Origin of the sequence: Acidiferrobacter sp. SPIII_3 (genome assembly GCF_003184265.1) — a bacterium.
In the GTDB taxonomy this organism is placed as follows: domain Bacteria; phylum Pseudomonadota; class Gammaproteobacteria; order Acidiferrobacterales; family Acidiferrobacteraceae; genus Acidiferrobacter.
Window position 1 is genome coordinate 506,081 of the sequence record NZ_CP027663.1, and the last position, 20,136, is coordinate 526,216.

General features: G+C 65.9%; 22 protein-coding genes. 14 read left to right on the forward strand and 8 right to left on the reverse strand.

All coding sequences use genetic code 11. The features are described from left to right. Positions 1–93 precede the first annotated feature (93 nt). Positions 94–1,293 (forward strand): voltage-gated potassium channel protein, encoded by a 1,200-nt coding sequence (gene kch, locus C4901_RS02625; protein WP_168185506.1) that lies wholly within the window; start codon positions 94–96, stop codon positions 1,291–1,293. A gap of 30 nt (positions 1,294–1,323) precedes the next feature. Here kch and C4901_RS02630 read toward each other — a convergent pair whose 3' ends face one another. After that, positions 1,324–1,887 carry a hypothetical protein gene (locus tag C4901_RS02630; protein WP_110136013.1) on the reverse strand — a complete coding sequence of 188 codons (564 nt, stop codon included), beginning with the start codon at positions 1,885–1,887 and terminating at the stop codon, positions 1,324–1,326. Between the two features lie 635 nt (positions 1,888–2,522). On the opposite strand from C4901_RS02630, the gene C4901_RS02635 reads away from it, so the two are divergent. Continuing rightward, complete coding sequence (locus C4901_RS02635) at positions 2,523–3,230, forward strand: hypothetical protein (protein WP_145960600.1); 708 nt, start codon at positions 2,523–2,525, stop codon at positions 3,228–3,230. Positions 3,231–3,349: 119 nt separating this feature from the next. Here C4901_RS02635 and C4901_RS02640 read toward each other — a convergent pair whose 3' ends face one another. Then, positions 3,350–3,877 carry a HEAT repeat domain-containing protein gene (locus C4901_RS02640; RefSeq protein WP_205736149.1) on the reverse strand — a complete coding sequence of 176 codons (528 nt, stop codon included), beginning with the start codon at positions 3,875–3,877 and terminating at the stop codon, positions 3,350–3,352. An 85-nt stretch (positions 3,878–3,962) separates the two neighbouring features. On the opposite strand from C4901_RS02640, the gene C4901_RS02645 reads away from it, so the two are divergent. Both C4901_RS02645 and C4901_RS02650 read left to right on the forward strand, forming a co-directional pair. Next, a complete protein-coding gene (locus tag C4901_RS02645; protein ID WP_110136015.1) occupies positions 3,963–4,409 on the forward strand; it encodes a hypothetical protein in 447 nt (148 codons plus the stop codon). Further along, complete coding sequence (locus C4901_RS02650) at positions 4,409–5,239, forward strand: thioredoxin domain-containing protein (RefSeq protein ID WP_110136016.1); 831 nt, start codon at positions 4,409–4,411, stop codon at positions 5,237–5,239. The genes C4901_RS02645 and C4901_RS02650 overlap by 1 nt, the downstream gene beginning before the upstream one ends. On the opposite strand, the gene C4901_RS02655 is transcribed toward C4901_RS02650, so the two are convergent. The 3 genes from C4901_RS02655 to C4901_RS02665 are packed head-to-tail and all read right to left on the reverse strand — an operon-like array spanning position 5,236 to position 7,916. Next, positions 5,236–6,177 (reverse strand): YihY/virulence factor BrkB family protein, encoded by a 942-nt coding sequence (locus C4901_RS02655; protein ID WP_110136017.1) that lies wholly within the window; start codon positions 6,175–6,177, stop codon positions 5,236–5,238. The genes C4901_RS02650 and C4901_RS02655 overlap by 4 nt on opposite strands. Positions 6,178–6,232: 55 nt before the next feature. Then, positions 6,233–7,261 carry a quinolinate synthase NadA gene (gene nadA, locus C4901_RS02660; protein WP_370445959.1) on the reverse strand — a complete coding sequence of 343 codons (1,029 nt, stop codon included), beginning with the start codon at positions 7,259–7,261 and terminating at the stop codon, positions 6,233–6,235. 34 nt (positions 7,262–7,295) lie between these two features. Then, positions 7,296–7,916 (reverse strand): NUDIX hydrolase, encoded by a 621-nt coding sequence (locus tag C4901_RS02665; protein ID WP_110136019.1) that lies wholly within the window; start codon positions 7,914–7,916, stop codon positions 7,296–7,298. Positions 7,917–8,029: 113 nt separating this feature from the next. Here C4901_RS02665 and C4901_RS02670 point away from each other — a divergent pair, with 113 nt between their 5' ends. From C4901_RS02670 to C4901_RS02680, 3 genes are all read left to right on the forward strand, one after another. Continuing rightward, a complete protein-coding gene (locus C4901_RS02670) occupies positions 8,030–8,605 on the forward strand; it encodes an NUDIX hydrolase (protein WP_110138488.1) in 576 nt (191 codons plus the stop codon). Between the two features lie 216 nt (positions 8,606–8,821). Next, positions 8,822–9,472, forward strand: coding sequence for a superoxide dismutase (locus C4901_RS02675; protein ID WP_110136020.1), 651 nt, complete (start codon positions 8,822–8,824; stop codon positions 9,470–9,472). Between the two features lie 152 nt (positions 9,473–9,624). Then, positions 9,625–10,305 carry an FKBP-type peptidyl-prolyl cis-trans isomerase gene (locus C4901_RS02680; RefSeq protein ID WP_168185507.1) on the forward strand — a complete coding sequence of 227 codons (681 nt, stop codon included), beginning with the start codon at positions 9,625–9,627 and terminating at the stop codon, positions 10,303–10,305. An 86-nt stretch (positions 10,306–10,391) separates the two neighbouring features. On the opposite strand, the gene C4901_RS02685 is transcribed toward C4901_RS02680, so the two are convergent. Next, a complete protein-coding gene (locus C4901_RS02685; protein ID WP_110136022.1) occupies positions 10,392–10,598 on the reverse strand; it encodes a cold-shock protein in 207 nt (68 codons plus the stop codon). A 122-nt stretch (positions 10,599–10,720) separates the two neighbouring features. Next, positions 10,721–11,173 (reverse strand): OsmC family protein, encoded by a 453-nt coding sequence (locus tag C4901_RS02690; RefSeq protein ID WP_110136023.1) that lies wholly within the window; start codon positions 11,171–11,173, stop codon positions 10,721–10,723. Positions 11,174–11,228: 55 nt separating this feature from the next. On the opposite strand from C4901_RS02690, the gene C4901_RS02695 reads away from it, so the two are divergent. Together C4901_RS02695 and glcE are read left to right on the forward strand one after the other, a co-directional pair. After that, the gene (locus tag C4901_RS02695; RefSeq protein ID WP_110138489.1) at positions 11,229–12,710 is read left to right on the forward strand and encodes an FAD-linked oxidase C-terminal domain-containing protein; all 1,482 of its coding nucleotides are present in this window, start codon (positions 11,229–11,231) and stop codon (positions 12,708–12,710) included. Between the two features lie 48 nt (positions 12,711–12,758). Continuing rightward, a complete protein-coding gene (glcE, locus tag C4901_RS02700) occupies positions 12,759–13,805 on the forward strand; it encodes a glycolate oxidase subunit GlcE (protein ID WP_110136024.1) in 1,047 nt (348 codons plus the stop codon). Here the strand turns inward: glcE and glcF are convergent. Further along, positions 13,774–14,994, reverse strand: coding sequence for a glycolate oxidase subunit GlcF (gene glcF, locus C4901_RS02705; RefSeq protein ID WP_168185508.1), 1,221 nt, complete (start codon positions 14,992–14,994; stop codon positions 13,774–13,776). The genes glcE and glcF overlap by 32 nt on opposite strands. A gap of 120 nt (positions 14,995–15,114) precedes the next feature. Between glcF and C4901_RS02710 the strand changes: the two genes are divergently transcribed. The 5 genes from C4901_RS02710 to ybeY all read left to right on the forward strand — a co-directional run bounded on the left by C4901_RS02710 (position 15,115) and on the right by ybeY (position 20,135). Further along, positions 15,115–15,702, forward strand: a complete 588-nt coding sequence (locus C4901_RS02710; protein ID WP_168185509.1) for an ATP-dependent protease subunit HslV — start codon at positions 15,115–15,117, stop codon at positions 15,700–15,702. A gap of 59 nt (positions 15,703–15,761) precedes the next feature. Further along, the gene (locus C4901_RS02715; protein ID WP_110136027.1) at positions 15,762–17,195 is read left to right on the forward strand and encodes a bifunctional UDP-sugar hydrolase/5'-nucleotidase; all 1,434 of its coding nucleotides are present in this window, start codon (positions 15,762–15,764) and stop codon (positions 17,193–17,195) included. Positions 17,196–17,332: 137 nt separating this feature from the next. Further along, the gene (gene miaB, locus C4901_RS02720) at positions 17,333–18,712 is read left to right on the forward strand and encodes a tRNA (N6-isopentenyl adenosine(37)-C2)-methylthiotransferase MiaB (RefSeq protein WP_110136028.1); all 1,380 of its coding nucleotides are present in this window, start codon (positions 17,333–17,335) and stop codon (positions 18,710–18,712) included. After that, the gene (locus C4901_RS02725; protein WP_110136029.1) at positions 18,709–19,680 is read left to right on the forward strand and encodes a PhoH family protein; all 972 of its coding nucleotides are present in this window, start codon (positions 18,709–18,711) and stop codon (positions 19,678–19,680) included. Before miaB ends, C4901_RS02725 begins: the two co-directional genes overlap by 4 nt. A gap of 11 nt (positions 19,681–19,691) precedes the next feature. Further along, complete coding sequence (gene ybeY, locus C4901_RS02730) at positions 19,692–20,135, forward strand: rRNA maturation RNase YbeY (protein ID WP_110138490.1); 444 nt, start codon at positions 19,692–19,694, stop codon at positions 20,133–20,135. Position 20,136: the final 1 nt, after the last annotated feature.

Below are 20,136 nucleotides of genomic sequence, written 5' to 3' on the forward strand. Positions count from 1 at the left end.
CGGCCGCGCGAGGGGGAGGTAGTGGGACAACGACCGGTTGTAAAACGACCTCAAAGGCCTGAGCGTCGGGGGGACACAATCCCGGCCGAGGTATTGCGCCTCGCGCCCTGGGCACGACTGCGCCAGGGGTTCGAGCAGGGCCGGCGGCGTTTCCGGGCGTGGTTTCCGCACGCGCCGGTGGCGCTGGTGGTGGTGCTGCTTGGTCTCATGAATCTCGGGCCGGTCCTGCATCTCGTGCGAATCGGGGTCTTGGCCACCCCGCTTGCGATCCATAGGCTGACGGCCGAGGCCTGGCGCAGTGCCCCGCGTATCGTGGCCGGATTCCTGTTGTTCGGGGCCGCCGGCGGCCTGCTTTGGCGTTCGCGGTTGTCCTGGACGGTGGCTTTGCTGCTCGCGGCCGCCACCTTGATGCTCGCATGGCGGTCGGGGGCGGGCGTCTCGCAGGCCCTGACCGTTTTCAACGGGGTCGTGCTGCTTGTGTTGCTGGTGTTTCAGCGGGACTTCGACCGCTCGAGCCTTGCGGCCGGGACGTTGTTTGCGATCGTGAGCATCCTCCTGTTGCTGGGATACGCAGTGTTCGGGGCCTTCGTCCTGGGCCGGGGATTCGCGCCGCCGGTGACGACGCTCACGAGTGCCCTATACTTCGCGGTGGTCACCATGTCGACCGTGGGCTATGGCGACATCGTGCCAAAGAGCGCGGATGCGCGATTCTTCGTGATGTCCGTCATCATTCTCGGCATCACGGTGTTCGCCACGTCCATATCGGCGGTCATCGTGCCGGCCATGACCGCGCGCATGCAGGATCTGATGAAGGGGGGCGGCAAACGGATGATGCGCAAGAATCATTATGTGATCGTGGGCGCCACATCGCTCGCGCGCAATACCTGCCGCGAGCTTCTGGCGCGTCATCTTCCGGTTACGGTGGTCGTGGCGAGCGCCGCGGACGCCGGGGCCTTCGGGGATGCCGATGTGCTGGTGGGTGATGCCAGTGATGCCGACACCTTGCGCACGGCGGGCGTCCCCGATGCAACCGCGGTGCTCGCGTTGCGTGACGATGATTCGGAGAATGCCTTCACCGTCCTTGCCGTCAAGGAGCTAAACGCCGCGACGCGTACGGTGGCTGCCGTCAATCATGGCAAGAACATGGCGCGCATGCACCATGTCCGGCCCGATCTCGTCATCGCCCCGCAAGTCATGGGCGGCGAGCTGCTGGCCATGGCCCTCAATAACGAGGAGCTAGACAGTGATACGGTGATGCGTCGCCTGTTTCGCAAGGGCGAGACCGACGCGTGAGGCATCCCCAGGGGCGCACCACGGTCGCCGTCATGAGGCCGTTTTGGGCTTGCGGTGCTGCGCGGGGACGCGCGCGTCCCCGCGCAATTCCGCCTTTTCCATACGTTCCATGAGGTCGCGATCATGTTCGTCCCGGTAGGGCTTGAGATCGAGGTCCGCGGGGACGTCTTTTAGCCGCTCGTCGCCCACGCTCTTGACGTAGCGTTGCATGAAGGCGTCGTAGGCCCGCCAGGAGATACGATCGGCGCGCACCGCCGACTCCTCGGCGCGAGTGGCGATCTGGTGGGCGTGGAGGTAGTGAAGATCGAGTTCGTCGATCAGGGATTTCTCGACGGCCTCATGAAGGATCAGATAGCGGTCCACTTCCACGGTCCGGCCCTTGTCCGTGAAGGTCCGCGGCAGGTGGCGATCGATATAGATCGTGCGCCCGTCCTGGCTGTAGCCGGCCAGATAGGGGATATCGCAATCCCGCCGCAAGGTGACGCGCCGCAGGATGGCATCGACTGTGCGCTCCAGCATCAGGGTCGATACATACCAGTCGGGGATACGGAGCTTGCGATGCGGGGCGATTGGATGACAGCTGGACGTGGGCATGAAGACCTCCTTGGGGAACACCGTCTGTTCGGGATTATACAGAGGGGCCTGCCACGGTGCTCGCCGAATCCGGCGGGGCATGGGCCATGATGGGGCGCGCATGTCCGTTTTGGTGGCCGCCCAGGGCGTGGCGGTCGCCGTCAAACACCTGCCTGCCTGCCTGCCGGTGAGTGAGGGGGGTTGTGTCTTGCGGGCGCGATCCCGCGAGGCGCCCCGGTGACACTGGTAAGGTGTGGTTTGCGTCCTGTTTCTCGGGATCCCACGGCGCCGCGCCGTTGCCGGTCGACCCTGCCAGACCCCGCGCCGCCCCCTCGCGGGCGCGGTAACGTTGAGGGCAGACGGGTGCCCATGACGGCCTTGTGCCATTTGGTTACGGCTCGGATTTGTGCGGACATGGCGGGCTTTTTGCGTCATGATCAGGTCCAGGCACCCAGGTCTTGTGGGGCGGTGCCAGGCGTGCCGCTTCCGTGATCTTGCCATCCGGCATCCCTGGAATCATTCCACAAGGACATGGCCGCCCGGCGGGCGGCGGGGCGGGATGGACGGTTTTGCGCATCCGATATCGCCGGGGTACAGTGGAGTCCGCGCGGCGGACGGTATGACGATATCTCGTGCGGGTCGTGGGAGGGCGGGCGATGAGGCGTTGGATAAGGGTCTGGGCCATGATGGGTGCGGCCCTGCTGTTTCTGAGCGGGTGTGTCGTGCGTCCCGGGGGGTATGGGTACAGCGAGACGACCTTCGCGGTGGCCGGGCCGCAGGTGGCGTTTACCTTCAGCGACGGGATCGACGCCTACTATGAGCCGGCCTTCGGGGCCTATGTCTACGGCGCCAACGGCTACTATTATCGCTGGGTGAACAACGGTTGGGTCTATGCCACCTACTACGACGGTCCCTGGCTCCCGGTGGTCGCGACCGTCTATCTGCCGCCCCTTCTGGTCTACGGCCCCCCGCCGCCCATCGTTCGTTACCGGCCCTATTTCGTCTGGTGGCGGATGCATGCCGCGCGCTGGTACGCCATACATCATCCCCACTGGTGGTATCGGCACCATTTTTACATGCGCCATTATGCCGCCTGGAGGGCGCATGTCATACGGTACTATGAGAATCATCCCGGCCGCCGTCCGGCGATGCGCGCGCTCTTTCATCGCCGCGAGCAACGCATTGATCGCCTGCAGAGGCGGCGGCGTCTGGTGCGCCAGAGACGAGATCGATTCTATGCTCACCATCCCATGGCGCGGAGGCACGGGCCGCCCCGCTATCGCAGACCGTTCATCCGTCGTGCTCATCCCGTGCGGCGTGCCCGAGGGCATGCGCGGTCGCGACGCAGGGGCAACAGGCCGTGAGCGATGGGCCGCGGCCGGCGCCGGAAGTCGGTGGCGGCGCAAGGCTTCGGCACGCGGCCCCGTGCCGCGCGGCTCGATCATCCGGTCGACGGTGACGGCCTCCTGTCAGGCTGTCGCTGTCAGCTGCGGATGAGTGCCGCCTGACCGGGCCGTCTCGTTATTCTGGGGAGGCGCGGGCCTTTGGCCGCCGCGCGCCGCACCAACGGGTCGGGATCGGCCTTGAGAAGCTCCCGAAGATCATCGGAAAGCGCCGGATTGCGGGCGATCGCGTAGCGGACATTGGGATTATGGTCCGTGGTGCAGCGCGCGGCCTGCGAGGACGTGAGATCAGGACGCTTGGCAACGCACAAGCGAATCACGTGGTCCTGGTCTTCGAGAAGGATCGCGATCTCGTCGGGCGCGAGATCGGCGCGGCGTGCGAAGTAGCAGCGCACCTGCATCCACTGCTCGTGGTGGAGGATCAAGTGGCGTTGATCCAGGCTCAGGTGTTCGCGTAGCGCAAGTGCCAGGCGTTGTTCGAGAGGCAGGGCTTTATAGGCCCGCGTGAAGTCCGGCGCCGCGGATGGGTTCGATCGGATTTCCATGGATGCGTGAGTCTCGCCGATGACGTGTGGTGGGCCACGCGAGGCCTGATCGCCGCGCTGCATGAGCCCGCATCGTGCTATATTAACGCGATCTCCGGAGTTTGAAATACCGGGGGGCCGCACCCACATCTATCCGGCCATGATGACGATGACCTTTCGTTTGCGCGAGACCCGTCGCTGGGCAATGACCTTGGTCCTGGCCGGTGGTCTGCTCGTGGGCCCGGCATGGGCGGCGCGGCTGCGGCATCCGGCCCATGGGACGCATGTCCCGATGGCCCCGGCCGCGCAACCCCGGCGGCAGTCGCTCATGGACCTCCTGAACACGCCACCGCCACGGCGCAGGCCGCCCCCGGGTCGGGTGGGCGGCGCGCTAAGCAGTCTCGGCCAGGCGCTTGTCCTGAAGCCGGACCTCGGCGCCTGCCAGTCGTTCGTCCATGGCTGCCACGAAGGCGCGATCGTCACCATGCCGCATAACGACGTCATGCAGACCATGGGTGCGGGGCTTGGCATGCGCGTCGGCGGTGTGCGCTTCGAGTATGCCTACGGCCTTCACACCGGGGCGAATTTCCTGGGGATTCGGACGAGGATCCCCTGATGCCAAGGTCCATGGCGGTTCTTCCTTACGTCGTCGACGGCACCGCGGAGAACTTTGCACGGGTGGTGCTCGAGAATTCACGACGCGGTCCGGTGGCGGTCAACTTCTGGTCACCGCGCGCCGGGCCGTGCCTCGTGCTCATGCCCCGCCTCGTGCGCATCGCCCAGGAGTTCGGCGGGCGCATCCTCCTCGTGATGCTGAATACCGACGACCATGGAGAGCTTGTCGCGCGTCTCGGGGTTCGGGTCCTGCCGCTTGTCCAGGTCTTTCGCGGGGGCGAAATGATCGACAGCCTGCAGGGGGCCTCGTCGGAGGCGGACCTGCGTGTGCTGTTTGCAAGACACGCCCCGGCGTCGGATGCCGTCTTGCAGGCCCATGTGCGCGGCGACACCGCGCAGGCGGCGCGCCTTGCGGCGCAATCGGCCCTGGAGCGCCCGGGTGATACGGAGGCCGCCTTGCGCGTGGCACGGCTTCTGGTTCTCGACAAGCGGCCCCGCGAGGCCTTTGCGCTGCTCGATGTCCTGCCGCCGGAGGCGCGCGGTGAAGGCGAGATCGCGGTGCTTCACGCGCATCTTGCGCTCATCGCGACGATCCTTGAGGGGGGTGATGAGCCTGCGATATCGGAGGCCGATGGTCTGTTTCGCGAGGCCGCCGCGGCCGTGGCGCGCGACGAATACGAGACCGCTTGCGAGCGGCTCATCGCCTGCGCGGCTCGTGACCCGGATTACCGCCAAGGACTCGCGCTGCGCGCAGCGCAGGCCCTGGCCGCCTTACCGATGACCCCCGAGGCGCGCGCGCATATCGACGCCTTGCTGGCATCCCGGCGTTAGCGCCGAGCCTCGCGCCGGCGCTCGTGGCCGGTGGGCCCGCGTTCGTCGGTGGGTGTCTCGGTCTTGGTGTCGATGCCCTCGGCGGCATGCTTGATCACGGAATTGATCTGGCCACCGACGAGCAGCACAAGTCCCCCGAGATACATCCAGGTGAGCAGCACGATCACCGCCCCGATCGAGCCATAGGTCTTGTTGTAAGAGCCGAAGTTATTGACGTAGAAGGCAAAGAGCAGGGAACTTGCGATCCACCCAAAGACCGCGAACACCGATCCCGGGGTCAGCCAGCGCCATTCTTGACGCACGTTCGGCGTAAAATAGTAGAGCAGCTCGGTCGCCAGGACCACCGCCAGCAGCAGAATGGGCCAGCGGATGATGTCGAGCACGATCGGAAGCAGATGTATCCCGAGGCGGCCGGCCACGGCATTGGCGGCGATGGGACCGAAAAAGAAGATGGCGAACGCCATCAGGAACACGAGCGCCAGTGCCAGCACGAGCAGTAGCGCCATCAGCAGCACGCGCCAGTACGGCCGTTCCTCGCGCACATCGTAGGCCTGATTGAGACCGGCGCTGATGGCAGTGATGGCGTTGCCGGCCGAGTACAACGCAAACGCCGCGCTAAATGACAAGAGCCCATCCTGGTGTTGATGCATAAGCCCCTCGAAGTCCCCCTTGACGAGCATCAGCGCCTGGGTCGGTAAGGCCTTGCCCAGTATCGCCAGTACCGTCCGCGTGCGGTGATGCACGGGCAGGTAGGCGAGCAGGGTCGCGAGAAACAGCAAGAGCGGGAACAGTGACAGGAAGAAGTAATAAGCGAGCTGGGCGCTATAGCCGGTCAGATTGTTTCCGCTCACGCCGGCGACCACGCGCCACACGAGCCCCCTGGCGCCGAGGTGGGCCAGGGTCCAGGTCGGAGACTTGCGATCGGCCTTCAACGTCATGACGGCAGGATACGAAGGCCATCCGGGTCCAGCCAGGGGCCAACGGTCTGTCCGTCTAGGCGTTTCCGAGCCCCAGCACCTCGGTTTTTACGGACGCGGCGAACTCTAGCATGCGCAAGACCGGTTCCAGGGCCCGTCGCCGGATCGACTCCTCGATATGGATCTCGGGTCCGCCGGTCGTAAGGACGGTCTCCAGGGTTGCCAAGGTATTCATGGCCATCCATGGGCAATGGGCGCATGACTTGCAGGTCGCGCCACGCCCGCCGGTGGGTGCCTCCAGGAACTCCTTGCCGGGCGCGGCCTGACGCATTTTGTAGAGAATGCCATTGTCGGTGGCGACGATGAAACGTCGCGCGGGCCTGGTGCGCGCGGCCTCTATCATGGCGCTTGTGGAGCCGATCATGTCGGCCAGGGCGAGGACCGCGGCCGGCGATTCGGGGTGTGCGAGCACGCAGGCGTCCGGGTAGCGCTTTTTGAGGTCGAGCAAGGCCTGGGAGCGGAACTCCTCGTGCACCACGCACGATCCTTGCCATAGCAGCATGTCCGCGCCGCTTTCGCGTCTCACATAGTCGCCCAGATGACGGTCGGGCGCCCACAGGATCTTCTCGCCGCGCGCCGCCAGATGGCGCGCGAGCCTCAAGGCCATGCTCGATGTCACTACCCAGTCGGCGCGCGCCTTGACGGCGGCGCTGGTATTGGCATAGACGACCACGGTGCGGTCGGGGTGGGCATCGCAGAATGCGCGAAAGGCGTCCGCCGGACAGCTCTCGTCGAGCGAGCAGGTGGCCTCGAGCGTCGGCATGAGCACGCGCTTTTCCGGGTTCAGGATCTTGGCCGTCTCGCCCATGAACCGCACGCCGGCCACTACCAGGGTCTTGGCCTTGTGCTCGTGACCGAAGCGCGCCATGTCGAGAGAGTCGGAGACATAGCCGCCGGTCTCCTCGGCCAGGGCCTGCAAGTCGGCATCGGTGTAGTAATGCGCGACGAGCACGGCGTCCCGTTCGACCAGGAGCTTCTTGATGCGCTGGATGCGGCGCGCGCGGTCGAGCACCGCGACCGACGGTTCGCGCGCCAAGCCCTGCATGGATGGAGTGGTGTTCATCAAAAATCCCTCGCAGTTATCCCGCAGTCGCGGGCGCAGTATCGCGCAGGCGGTAGAGCCGCGCCGGGCGATGAGATCCGTTTCGGCGTACGTCGCGGGTCTCGACCAGGTGCGCCGAGGCGTGCATGCGCCGGCGGAAGTTGCGTTTGTCCAGGGTCTGGCGCCCGATGATCTCATAGACCGCCTGCAGTTCGCCGAGCGTGAACCGCTCCGCCAGGAACTGATAGGCGATCGGGGCATATTCGAGTTTGCCCGCGAGGCGCTCGCACGCCCGCTGCACGATGATCCGATGATCCGCGGCCAGCAGCGTCGCGACCTCGGCGGGGTCCGCCCAGCCGACGCCCGGCCGGCGGATCGGCAGCCGCTCGCGGGGCGCCAGCGCATAATAGGCGACGATCACCTGTGCCCCGGTCTGTCCCCCGTCGAAGGTATAGAGTTGCTCGAGAAACACATCCTCGATGCCGGTCGCCGCCCCCAGGGCGCGGCGCGCGCCGGCCTCCAATCCTTCCCCTTGCCTGAGTGCGACCATGGGGAGCCGCCCCTGTTCCGCGTCCAGGCGCAAAAACTGAAGGCGTTCGCGTATGGTAAAGAGCGCCACGGCGGTGTGGATCGGCGAGGTCGTATTGGTGTCATTCATACACAAACCCTACGCCCCCAGGCTCCTCCCCGTCAAGGACCGTTCAGGCCGCCCGTGCCGCCGTGCGGCCCCTGTGCTACACGCCGGGGCCCGTGCGGCGCTACAATCGGACCATGCACTTTTGTCGGCATTGCGGCAGCGGCTTGACCCGGCGGGTCCCGGAGGGAGACACGCGCCTGCGTGATGTCTGCGATCATTGTTCGGCCATCCATTACGAGAACCCGAAGATCGTGGCCGGCTGTCTGGTGTCGTGGGAGGGCCGGGTGCTGCTCTGCCGGCGCGCCATCGAGCCCCGCCGCGGGTTTTGGACCCTGCCGGCGGGGTTTATGGAAAACGAGGAGACGACCCGCGAGGCGGCGGTGCGCGAGACCTGGGAGGAGGCCCGCGCGCGCGTGGACATCGACGGCCTCTACACCCTGTTCAATCTCCCCCAGATCAGTCAGGTTTACCTCCTGTTTCGTGCGCATCTACGCGATGCCGAATTCGGTCCCGGTCCCGAGAGCCTCGAGGTGGAGCTCTTCGACGAGGCCGACATCCCCTGGGGTGAACTGGCATTTCCCGTGGTGCGGGAGACGTTACGGCTGTACTTCGGAGATAGCCGCAGCGGCCGCTATCCGTTCCGTTCCGGCGATCTGCTGCGGGCGGCTGACGGCATCGATTACCGCGTCCACCTCCTCGATATCTCTTGAAAGTCCCGCCGCGCGCCCCCACGAACCGGCTTGAGCGTGCAAAGGTCGGGGCGGTCCAGACAGGAAGGGGCGGCCGACCGGCCTTGTGCGATCGCGGCCTGTGCCGATCGCGGACCGTGCGGGCGCCGTGGCCCCGGACCGGCCCTACCCGGGCTCGGGCGCGCATCCCGCATCTGTCCGGTCAATTGTCTACCGTCGACGACTAGGAGAAAGACCTTGGAAAAATACGTATTGCCCGACCTTGATTACGATTACAATGCCTTGGAGCCGCACATCTCCGCGAAAATCATGGAGTTGCATCACAGCAAGCACCACCTCGCCTATGTAAACGGCGCCAATCAGGCGCTCGAGGGCCTGAAGGAGGCGCAGGAAACCAAGAATTTCGCGCGCGTGGCGGCCCTGGAACATGCCCTGGCCTTTAATCTTTCGGGGCACATCCTGCACTCGCTTTTCTGGAAGAACCTCTCGCCCAATGGCGGCGGCAAGCCCGAAGGGGAGTTGGCGCGCGCCATCGATCGCGACTTCGGGTCCTTCGAGGGCCTGAAGGGTCAGTTTGTGAACGCCGCCATGACTACCATGGGATCGGGCTGGGCGGCGCTCGCGTGGGACCCGGCCGGGCAGCGTCTCATCACCACCGAGATCCACGATCACCAGTCCGAAATGACGCCAGGCGCGGTGCCGCTCATGGTCCTAGATGCCTGGGAACATGCCTATTATCTGCAATATCAAAACGATAAGGCCAAGTTCTTCGAGGCGGTATGGAACGTCTGGAACTGGAAGGATATCGGCGAACGCTACAACAAGGCGAAGGCCGCGGAGGTCGGCATTGCCTCCGCCGCTACTTCCAAGAAGGGCGCCACCCGCTAATCAGGCCGCCCGCCTGGGGCCGGCAGAGGGGTTGGCCCTATCGTTTTACGGCGGGCCCCGGTAGACTTAAAGTCGCAACCGGGGCCCGCTTCCCTTGCCGCACGTCCGGACCGGGCGCCCCGTCGTTTACCCACTTACGACTAGGAGCTTACATGCATAAGAGGTACGCCGCGTTGGCGGCTATAGGCTGCCTGTTGGCGGCCCCCGTCATGGCCAAGGGTCTCTCGCCCAAGGCGCAGTTGAGTTACAGCCTCGGCTATCAGTTCGGCGAGAACCTGCGCAATAACGGCATCCCCGTCGAGCCCGATATCTTCACGCGCGCCATCAGCGATGCCCTGAAGGGCGCGAAGCCGCTTTTGCCGCCGGCGCAGATGGCGTCGGTGGTGGCCAAGTTTCAAAAACAGATGCAGGCCCACAACATCGCGATGTTGAAGGCCCTGGGCGCGCGCGAGCAGGCCGCGGGCCGGGCGTTCCGTGCCAAGTATGCGAAAAAGCCAGGCGTGAAAATCCTGCCGGGCGGCGTCGAGTATAAGGTCCTGACCGAGGGGCATGGGCCGCGGCCGACCTTGCAGGATACGATCAAGGCCGACTATTGGGGGCGCTTCATCAATGGCCGGCTGTTTGCGACGAATCAGAAGACCGGCAAGCCGGCGGTGTTTCCGTTGAACGGTCTTATCGCCGGTCTGAAGGAGGCCTTGGTGCTGATGCCCGCTGGGTCCACCTGGCAGATCGTGGTTCCGGGCCATCTGGCCTACGGACCGCAAGGACGTCCGGCCATCCCGCCCAATACCACTTTGGTGTTCACCATGCACCTCCTGGGTATTGCGAAGTAGTCGGGATAAGTGTTCCTGCAACCGTGAAATAGGGGCCCCAGGGCCCCTATTTTGCCCTATCGGGCAGCGGTGGTCCGGGCCGCGATCTAGCGCATCGGCCGTACATGAGTCGCCTGCATCCCCTTCTGGCTCCGAGTGCTCTCGAACTCGACTGCCTGGCCTTCGGACAGGTTCCGAAACCCGTCGCCCTGGATGGCGGAATAATGCACGAACACATCCGGACTGCCGTCCTGGGGTGCTATGAAACCGAAGCCCTTGGCCTCGTTGAACCACTTCACTGTTCCCATTCGCATCTGCGTCTGCCTCTTTTCGTGAGAATTGAAGTGTCCATGACGGGCGGGCCGCCTGGACCGTAATACTCTATCCCGCGACCCGAAGCCTCCGGTACCAGCAAAAGTCCGAGAGCCTTGGAATATTAGGAAGGACTCGGCGAGGGCGGGCGGTCTTCGTGAAGCACCCGACCCTGCTCGTCGGTGACCGCCACGTTGATCGGAATGCCGGCCCTGACGCTTTGGGTGACTGTGCAGTAGTTTTCAAAGAGGCCGAGGCATCTTGGTGTCGCGTCCGGGGCGATCAGCGTCACATCGATGCCGGTGATCCGCAATCGGCCGGAGGCATCGCGCCCGGTGCGCCCCCGTGCACGGGCCCTGAGAGGCCCGGTTGCCGTGTGGGATTTATTCAGGCAAAAGAGCAGGCTTGCCGTCAAGCAATTGGCGACCGCGGCGGCCAGAAGTTCGGCCGGCTGGGGCCCGCTGCCGGTGCCCGTGGGCGGCGGCTCGTCGGTCATCAGGTCGCCCTGCGTGAAGTGCACCGTAAATCGGAAATCCTCGGCCTGCGCGATTTCCACAACGAATCCGTCCTGTGCCATGACATGACCCCCCCTGGGCTTGCCCGTCGAGGCTTTGCTCGGCAGTATAGATTGCATGAACGAAATCGCAGAATCCAACCGGCGTCCGTGGCCCGCGGCCTTCATGCGACGCCTGAAGCGTATCTTGCCAGCCGACGGTCTTCTCCAAAAAACCTCGGATGTGACGGTATACGAGTGCGACGGCCTGCCGGTCTACCGGGCGCGGCCGTTGGCGGTGGCCCTGCCGCGGAGCGCGACCGAGGTCGGGCAGGTATTGGCCTTGTGCATGGAGTACGATGTCCCGGTGGTGGCGCGCGGCGCCGGTACCGGCCTGTCCGGGGGCGCCCTTCCGCACCCGGAGGGGATCGTGCTCGGGCTTGCGCGCCTCGATCGCATCGTGGCGATAGACCCGGACAACCGCATGGCGCGGGTGGAGCCCGGGGTCCGCAATCTGGCGATCTCCGAGGCCGCGCGGTCCTTCGGCCTTTTTTATGCCCCGGACCCATCCTCGCAGATCGCCTGCACGATCGGCGGCAATGTCGCCGAGAACGCCGGCGGCGTGCACTGCCTCAAATATGGCCTCACCACGCATAATATTCTCGCCCTCAAGTTTTTTACCGCAGACGGCACCCTTCACGAGATCGGCGGCCCGACCGCCGAGGCCCCCCTGGATCTTTGCGCCCTGTTGACGGGCTCCGAGGGCTTGCTGGGGGTGGTGGTCGAGATCACGGTGCGGCTGTGGCGCCGGCCGCCGACAACCGTGACGTGGCTCGCCGCCTTCCGGTCACTCGAGGAGGCCGCGGCGAGCGTGAGCCAGGTGGTCTCGGAGGGGATCGTCCCGGCGGGACTTGAGCTCATGGACGGTCTGGCGCTGTCGGCCGCTCAGGACTATACCGGCATTCGTTATCCCGAGGGGTCGGCGGCGGTGGTCCTGGCGGAGGTCGATGGTGACGATCTGGCAGTGGCCCTGGACGGGGAGCGGTTGCGCGCGATCTTCGCCGCCCACGGGGCGTTCGCCCTAAAGCAGGCGTCGCATGACGAGGACCGGCGCCGGCTGTGGCTGGGGCGTAAATCGGCATTCCCCGCGGTGGGGCGGCTGGCGCCCGATTACTACTGCATGGATGGCACGATCCCGCGCCGGTCCCTGGTACCGGTATTGGCCGAGATCGCGGCGCTCTCGCACCGCTACGGACGGCCGGTCGCGAACGTCTTTCATGCGGGCGACGGGAACCTCCATCCGTTGATCCTGTACGATGCCGCAATCCCGGGACAGCTCGAGCAAGTCGAGGCCCTGGGCGCCGAGATCTTGCGACTGTGCCTGCGGCACGGGGGCACGATCAGCGGCGAACACGGGGTCGGTGTCGAAAAGCTCGACGGCATGTGCGCGCAGTTCTCGGCGGCCGAACTCGCGGTCTTTCATGCCTTGAAGTCCGCGTTCGACCCGCATCATTTGCTGAATCCGGGCAAGGCCGTGCCCACGCCGGCGCGATGCGTGGAGCCCGGGGGCATGCATGTCCATGGGGGGCGCCTGCCATTCTCGCGCCTCGAGCGGTTTTAGGATGAGGCCCGCAGCCATCGTGAGCGCCGTCCGGCGCGCGGGGGGCCCATGAGGGACAATGACGGCGCGCAGGCGCTGGCCGCGGCGGTGCGTGCCGCCTACGACGCCGGTACCCCCATCGAGGTCGTCGGCGGTGGGACGCGCCGGGCGCTGGGACGGCAACCGAGCGGGACGCCGCTTTCGGTGGCGGGGCACGTCGGCATCGTGGAGTACGACCCGGCCGAGTTCGTGGTGACGGTTCGCGCCGGCACGCCCATCGCCGCCCTCGAGGAGGTTCTGGGCCGGGAGCGGCAGGCCCTGGCGGTCGATGTCCCACGCGTTGACGCGACCTCCACCATCGGCGGGGCGCTTGCCATCGGGCTCACCGGCCCTTCACGCCCCTATAGCGGGGCGTTGCGCGATGCGGTCCTCGGCGTGCGCATCGTGTCGGGAACCGGCGAGATCCTGCGTTTCGGTGGACAGGTCCTGAAGAACGTCGCCGGCTTCGATGTCGCGCGGCTCATGGTCGGGGCCTACGGTACGCTTGGGCTTTTGCTGGATGTCAGTCTGCGCCTGGCCCGGCGCGCGGAGATCGAGGAGGTGCGTGCGCTTGCCCTCGACTGGCGCGCGGCGCACGCCGCCTTGAGGCGCTGGGAGGGCGCCCTAGCGATGACCGGCGCCTGTTATGCCGGCGGGACCTTGCATGTGCGTCTGGCGGGCCGTGAGGAGCGGGTGGCGGCGGCGCGTCGGATCGTCGGCGGGGAGGCGGGAGATCCCGCGTTTTTTCCTGATATGCGCGATCTGCGCGGGCCGTTTTTCGCGCCACCGGGCGATCTGTGGCGCCTGCTTGTCCCGTCGGACGCCCCCTGGGAGCCGGAGACCTTGATCGATTGGGCGGGCACACAGCGCTTCTGGCGGCTTTCGGGAGATCCCGGGCCGGTCTTCCAGTATGCCACGCGCTGGCGTGGACAGGCCATGCGCCTTATGGGGAGCGATCGCAGTCAGGGTCCGTGGGCGCCGGTCGCCCCCGCGACCATGGCGCTCATGGGGCGCATCAAGGCGGCCATGGACCCGCGCACCATCCTCAATCGCGGCCGGCTCTATCCTGATTGGTGAGCGCCTCGTAGACGAGGTCCAGCCAATGGTGGACGGGGCGATCGCCGTGGCGCGCCAGATGCTGCTGGCAGCCGATGTTGGCGGTCACCACCATCTCCGGGTCGGCGCCCGTCAAGGTTTGCCATTTGCGCCGGCCAAGGGCCGTGGCCAGACGCGGATGACGCACGGAGTAGGGTCCCGCTGAACCGCAGCACAGGGCGCCATCGGCGACCGGGACGAGCGCGTGGCCCAATGCCTGCAGGATGGCCTCCACGCGTCCGGCCTCCTTCAGGGCATGCTGCAGGCTGCACGGGGCATGCCAAGCGATGCGCCGTCGCTGTTGTTCCGGCACGCGGGGCAGACGCGCGGGATCGATCCACGCGGCGATATCGGTCACGGTGGCGGCGAACGCCTGGGCGCGTCTTGCGGCCTCCGTGTCCTGAAAGAGCCGTGGGTAGTCTTTCAGAAACGCCGTGCATCCGCTGGCGGTGCTGGTCAGGCCCTCCCACTCGCCGGCCTCGGCCAGGATCAGTGTCGCCCGTGCCGTCGATCGGCCCTCGTCATGGGCATGAAGGTGGTAGGGGAGCGCGCCGCAGCAGCCCGGTCCTACCTGCTGCGCGCTGATGCCGAGGTGATCGAGAACGAGCGCCGCCTTGGTGTCGAGGTCCGGACGCAGCGCCGGTTGAACACAGCCGATGAGCAGTCCGACGCGGCGGGCGTGGCGCGTCGCCGGCCACTCGAGCCCATGGGTGCTCGGCAACACGCGCTGCCTGAAGGCCTTGGGGGCGAATGGCCGCAGGCGCCGCGCGCCGCCCATGATCGCCGAAAGTGGCCGGCGCGCGGACAGCGCCACCACCGAGAGCTGGTCCAGGATGCGTTGTCCCTTCGGCCGCTGCTCCTGGGTGCGCTCGCGCACCGTGTCCAGGATCTCGCTGTAATGGACCCCCGCCGGACAGGTGGTCTCGCAGGACCGGCAGCTGAGGCAATGGCTGAGCGGTCCGAGATCGGCGCCACCGGCATGGCCCGAAAGCAGGTCTTTCATAAGGTAGAGGCGGCCGCGCGGACCTTCGCGCTCATCGCCGGTCAGGGTGTAAGTGGGGCATGTGGCGTTGCAAAAACCGCAGTGCACGCACGCACGCAACAGTTCCTGCGCGCGGCGGGCGCGGTCCTCGGGCGGCGGGATGATCGGTTGGTCTGATGGATTGCTCATGGGCTGAAGGCGACCGTATACTGCGTCCATAGTAAAGGGGGGCCGGCCCCGGGTCAAAGTGGCCCGCGGCGCGTGCGGGCGCGCTCAATGATCGCGCCGATCGGTTTCGCGGGACGGGCTATGACGACGATAGTGGTGGTGCGTAAGGGCGATACGGCGGTGATCGGCGCCGATACCCTGGGCACGTACGGGGATCAGCGCGAATCCGCGGACTTCATCAAGAACGCGAGCAAGCTCATACGGGTCGACCATAGCTGGCTTGCCGTGACCGGGCACGCGGCCATGGACATGGCGCTACGCAACATCTTCCAGGAGACCTCCTGCCGGCGCTCATTCAAGGACGTGAATGACATCTATAAGACCAGCCTGCAGCTGCATGCCATCTTGAAGGACCATTATTTCTTGAGGCTCGACGGGGACAATGGCGACGAGGCCTTTGAATCCATGCAGGTGAGTCTCCTGATCGCCAACGCCCACGGGATTTTCGGGGTCTGCTCCAAGCGGACGGTCCTCGAATACACCAAGTTCTATGCCTTCGGCTCCGGCGAACAGTACGCGCTTGGGGCCATGCATGCGGTCTACGATCGCGAGACGGACCCGGAGCGCATCGCGCGTGCCGGCCTCGAGGCCGCCGTGACCTTCGACACCGGCAGCGGGACACCGGTCGAGGTGCGGCGCGTCACCTTGAAGGACGCCGGCGCCTCCTGATCCCGTGGCTCGGCGTAAAGGCCGATGACGCGGGTGTCGGTTTGGGGCAGCATGGGCCGATGGCCGAGATTACCCTGGTACAGCTCAACGACAGCCACGCCTATCTGTATGAGCATCCCGAGGCGTTTGCCAGCGCCGGCGGCACGGTGTACCGGAACGCGGGTGGCTATGCGCGCATAGCCACCCTGCTGGCCCAGTGGCGGCGAACGGCGCCGGTCTTGTTTCTCGATTGTGGCGACACCCTGCACGGCACCTGGCCGGCGGTGGCGACCCACGGTGCGTTTTTGCCCCCGCTCTTGAACCGGCTCGGGATCGCTGCCATGACCGGCCACTGGGAGTTTGCTTATGGCCCCAAGGGTTTTCAGGACCGGGCGCGCGCCCTCGATTATCCGGTGCTGGCCTGCAACGTCTATGACGAACGCTCCGGGGCGTCTTTGTTTTCCCCCTGCGAGGTCTTCGAGGTCGGCGACTGCCGCGTGGGCGTCATCGGTGTGGCCTGTAATATCGTCGACAAGACCATGCCGGCGCCGTTTAGCGAGGGTGCGTTCTTTACTTTGGGTCTGGAGGTCATAGGACCGCTTGCCGCGCGGTTGAGACGCGATGACAAGGTCGACCTCGTGGTGTTGTTGTCGCACTTAGGCCTGCCGCAGGATCTTAAGCTTTTGGGCATGACCCCAGGTATCGATGTGTGCCTGAGCGGGCACACCCATAACCGGTTGTTTGCGCCCATGCGCGCCGGTGGTGCACTGGTCATCCAGTCGGGCGCGCAGGGCTCGTTTCTCGGGCGCCTGGACCTGAGCGTGGAGGGCGGAAGGATCAGGGCCTATCGCCACGAACTCGTCGAGGTGGCGGCCGGGATCGCCCCGGACGCGGCCATGGACGATGCCGTGAGCGAGGCCTTGCGTCCCTACCGGGAGGAGCGCGATGCGGTGCAGGCCGAGGCCGAGGGCGGCTTCGATCGTTTTGCCATGTGGGAGTCGACCGCCGACAACCTCCTCTTGGCGGCGATTCGCGCCAAGACCGGCATCCCGCTTGCATTCACCAACGCCTGGCGTTACGGCGCACCGATCCCCGCCGGCCCGGTCACGCGCGGGGCCTTGCGGGACTGGGTGCCCATGAACCCGCCGGTCTCGGCGGTCACCCTGACCGGCGCCGAATTGCGCGCGCTCCTGGAGCAAAACCTGGAGCGCACCTTTGCCGCCGATCCCTTTGCGCAGATGGGCGGCTACGTGAAGCGCGCCCTGGGGCTGCGCGCCTATGTCAAGCTCGAGAATCCGCCCGGGTCGCGGCTTGCGGCATTGTTTGTGGGCGATGAGCCGGTGCGCGACGAGGCCCGCTACGAGGCCTGCTTTCTGACCGAGCAGGCGGTGCCCGCGGGGGTCGGGGAGAACCGCCATGCCCTGGGTCTTGGGGCCGGCGATGTGCTCTGTGAATACGCCGGCAGTCGCCACGTGCTGCGCCCCGAGATCCACGGGACCTATACGCTGATCTAGGGCCTCGGCCGGCCTTTTGCCGACGGTGCCGGGCCACGGACGGACGGCGGCCGCGCCCGCCTTTTCCGCCCACCGTCTTCGTGGGTGGTAATTCCCTCGGAAGGTCGGTATTGTAAATCCCACTTCAAGGAGCGGGAATGGCGGGCGCTGTCTATATCAAGACCTACGGTTGTCAGATGAACGAGTACGACTCGGCCCGGCTTGCGGATCTTTTGCGGGAGACCCATGGGCTTGAGCGTGTGGACGACCCGGCGCGCGCCGATGTCCTGCTCGTGAACAGCTGCTCGGTGCGTGAGAAGGCCCAGGAAAAGCTGTTCTCCGACCTTGGCCGCCTGAACGAATGGAAGGCGATGCGTCCCGGGGTCGTGATCGGCGTCGGGGGGTGCGTGGCGAGCCAAGAGGGCGAGGAGATCCGCCGGCGCGCGCCCTATGTCGACCTCGTATTCGGCCCCCAGACACTCCATCGTGTGCCAGCGCTGCTCGCCGACGCGCGCGCCAGGAAACCGCGTGTCGACATTGCGTTCGTGGAGATGGAGAAGTTCGACAACCTCCCGGAGCCGCGTGCCGACGGGCCGCGGGCGTTCGTGTCGATCATGGAGGGGTGCAGCAAGTACTGCAGCTTTTGCGTGGTGCCCTACACCCGCGGCCAGGAGTTCAGCCGCCCGTTCGACGATGTCCTGGCGGAGATTGCCGCGCTCGCCCTGCAAGGCGTGCGCGAGGTCACGCTGCTTGGCCAGAACGTGAATGCCTACCAGGGCCGCCGCCGCGACGGGCGTGTGGCCGATCTCGCGACCCTCATAAGCTATGTCGCGCAGATCGAGGAGGTCGGGCGTGTTCGCTTTACGACCTCCCATCCGCTGGAGTTCGGGGACACCTTGCTCGATGCCTTTGCCGCCGAGGATAAGCTCGTAAGCCATCTCCACCTGCCGGTGCAAAGCGGGTCGGACAGGATTCTTGCCCGCATGAAGCGCGGATATACCGTGGCCGAATATCGCGACAAGATCGAAAGGCTACGGTGCGTGCGGCCCGACATCAGTCTCTCGACCGATATTATCGTGGGTTTCCCGGGGGAGACTGACGAGGATTTCGCGGCAACCATGGCGCTGATCGAGGAGATGAGGTTCGATTTGTCCTACAGTTTTGCCTACAGCCCGCGGCCGGGCACGCCGGCTGCGTCGCTTGCAGACGACGTATCTGCGCCGGTGAAGGCCGAGCGTCTGGCGCGCGTCCAGTCGCTCAATCTCGAGCACGCCGCCGACATCAGTCGTGGCATGATCGGGCGCATCGAATCGGTGCTGATTGACCGGCGCGCCCCGCGCGGACGCGGCGATCTCTCGGGACGGACCGCGAACAATCGCGTCGTGAATTTTCCAGGAGGTGGCCAGGACCTGATCGGTCGTTTCGCCACGGTTGAAATCCTGGAGGCCCGACCCAACTCCTTGCGCGGCCGCCTCGTGGGGGTTGAAACCGATGCTCCATCGATGATACCGAAGCAAAGGGAGGCCGCTATTCCTTGAGCACCAAGCCCCAGGCGATACAGTTTTCCGTCCAACCTCCCGACAGCGAACGGCTGTCGCGTCTTTGTGGTCAACTCGATGAGCATCTCCGCCAGATCGAGGGCAGTCTCGGGGTGGAGATCGCCAACCGCGGCAATCAATTCCGCATAACCGGCCATCATGATCAAGCCCGCCACGCCCAACGCCTGATCACCGCCCTCTATGCGGTCACGGGTCAAACCCAGGCCATCACACCTTCGGGGGTCAATATGGCGTTGAAAGAGGTATCGAGGACGCGCGACGATCGCGATCCGCCCACGGAGTTGCGCATGCCCAAGCAGCGCGTCTACGGGCGCACCGACGCACAGCGCGATTACATTCGCAAGATCCTGACCCACGACGTGACCTTTGGGGTGGGGCCCGCCGGTACCGGCAAGACCTTCCTGGCGGTGGCCTGCGCCGTGGATGCCCTGGAAACAGGGCGGGCGCAGCGCGTGGTCCTGGTCCGTCCGGCGGTGGAGGCCGGCGAGCGCCTGGGCTTCCTGCCAGGCGATCTCGAACAGAAGGTGGACCCGTATCTGCGGCCACTCTATGATGCGCTGCACGACATGCTTGGCCCCGAGCGCGTCGCCAAGCTGGTTGAAAAGGGCGTGATCGAGATCGCGCCGCTTGCGTTCATGCGGGGACGGACATTGAACGAATCGTTCATCATCCTGGACGAGGCGCAAAACACTACTGCCGAGCAGATGAAGATGTTCCTGACACGCCTGGGTTTCGGGGCCAGTGCGGTGGTTACAGGCGATGTCACACAGATCGATCTTCCGCGTCCCGAGCTGTCGGGTTTGCGCCAGGCCTTGCATGTCCTGAAGGATGTGGAGGGCATAGCGTTCACGCATTTTGCCAGCGCCGATGTCGTGCGCCACCCGTTGGTCCAGCGCATCGTCGAGGCCTATGAGGCGCGCGAGCAGGGCGTACAGGGCATGCCCTAGGCGTGCGCCGTGTGCATATCGATCTGGCCGTGGCCTGCGATGACTGCGCCGTTCCGTCCCGTCCGGCACTGGTCCGCTGGTGCAAGGCGGCGCTCACCGAGGCCGAGGGCAGCGTGCGCGTGGGGCTGCGGGTGGTCGCCGAGCCGGAGGCGGCGGAGCTGAACGGGCGCTTTCGCGGGCGGCCCGGACCGACCAACGTGCTGTCGTTCCCGTACGATGACGTGTCGCTTGGCAAGACCCGCTTTCTCGGCGACATCGTCATTTGCGCCCCGCTCGTGAAGGCCGAGGCAGCGCGCGCCGGGTGCCCGGAAAACGCCCATTGGGCGCATCTCGTCATTCACGGTATACTGCATCTTCAAGGGTTCGACCACGAGACAGACCAGGACGCACGGGTAATGGAAGCGCGGGAAACACGCATATTGACGGGTTTGGGGTTTACGGACCCTTATCGTTGAG

Excerpts from the sequence above, each read along its gene's own strand:
- C4901_RS02655 (WP_110136017.1), bottom strand. The coding sequence starts at position 6,177 with ATGACGTTGAAGGCCGATCGCAAGTCTCCGACCTGGACCCTGGCCCAC.
- C4901_RS02695 (WP_110138489.1), top strand. The coding sequence starts at position 11,229 with ATGAACGAAATCGCAGAATCCAACCGGCGTCCGTGGCCCGCGGCCTTC.
- miaB (WP_110136028.1), top strand. The coding sequence starts at position 17,333 with ATGGCGGGCGCTGTCTATATCAAGACCTACGGTTGTCAGATGAACGAG.
- C4901_RS02650 (WP_110136016.1), top strand. The coding sequence starts at position 4,409 with ATGCCAAGGTCCATGGCGGTTCTTCCTTACGTCGTCGACGGCACCGCG.
- C4901_RS02715 (WP_110136027.1), top strand. The coding sequence starts at position 15,762 with ATGGCCGAGATTACCCTGGTACAGCTCAACGACAGCCACGCCTATCTG.
- C4901_RS02680 (WP_168185507.1), top strand. The coding sequence starts at position 9,625 with ATGCATAAGAGGTACGCCGCGTTGGCGGCTATAGGCTGCCTGTTGGCG.
- C4901_RS02645 (WP_110136015.1), top strand. The coding sequence starts at position 3,963 with ATGACCTTTCGTTTGCGCGAGACCCGTCGCTGGGCAATGACCTTGGTC.
- C4901_RS02640 (WP_205736149.1), bottom strand. The coding sequence starts at position 3,877 with ATGCAGCGCGGCGATCAGGCCTCGCGTGGCCCACCACACGTCATCGGC.
- C4901_RS02685 (WP_110136022.1), bottom strand. The coding sequence starts at position 10,598 with ATGCGAATGGGAACAGTGAAGTGGTTCAACGAGGCCAAGGGCTTCGGT.
- glcF (WP_168185508.1), bottom strand. The coding sequence starts at position 14,994 with ATGAGCAATCCATCAGACCAACCGATCATCCCGCCGCCCGAGGACCGC.
- glcE (WP_110136024.1), top strand. The coding sequence starts at position 12,759 with ATGAGGGACAATGACGGCGCGCAGGCGCTGGCCGCGGCGGTGCGTGCC.
- C4901_RS02710 (WP_168185509.1), top strand. The coding sequence starts at position 15,115 with ATGACGACGATAGTGGTGGTGCGTAAGGGCGATACGGCGGTGATCGGC.
- C4901_RS02670 (WP_110138488.1), top strand. The coding sequence starts at position 8,030 with ATGCACTTTTGTCGGCATTGCGGCAGCGGCTTGACCCGGCGGGTCCCG.
- C4901_RS02635 (WP_145960600.1), top strand. The coding sequence starts at position 2,523 with ATGAGGCGTTGGATAAGGGTCTGGGCCATGATGGGTGCGGCCCTGCTG.
- nadA (WP_370445959.1), bottom strand. The coding sequence starts at position 7,261 with ATGCAGGGCTTGGCGCGCGAACCGTCGGTCGCGGTGCTCGACCGCGCG.
- C4901_RS02690 (WP_110136023.1), bottom strand. The coding sequence starts at position 11,173 with ATGGCACAGGACGGATTCGTTGTGGAAATCGCGCAGGCCGAGGATTTC.
- C4901_RS02665 (WP_110136019.1), bottom strand. The coding sequence starts at position 7,916 with ATGAATGACACCAATACGACCTCGCCGATCCACACCGCCGTGGCGCTC.
- C4901_RS02630 (WP_110136013.1), bottom strand. The coding sequence starts at position 1,887 with ATGCCCACGTCCAGCTGTCATCCAATCGCCCCGCATCGCAAGCTCCGT.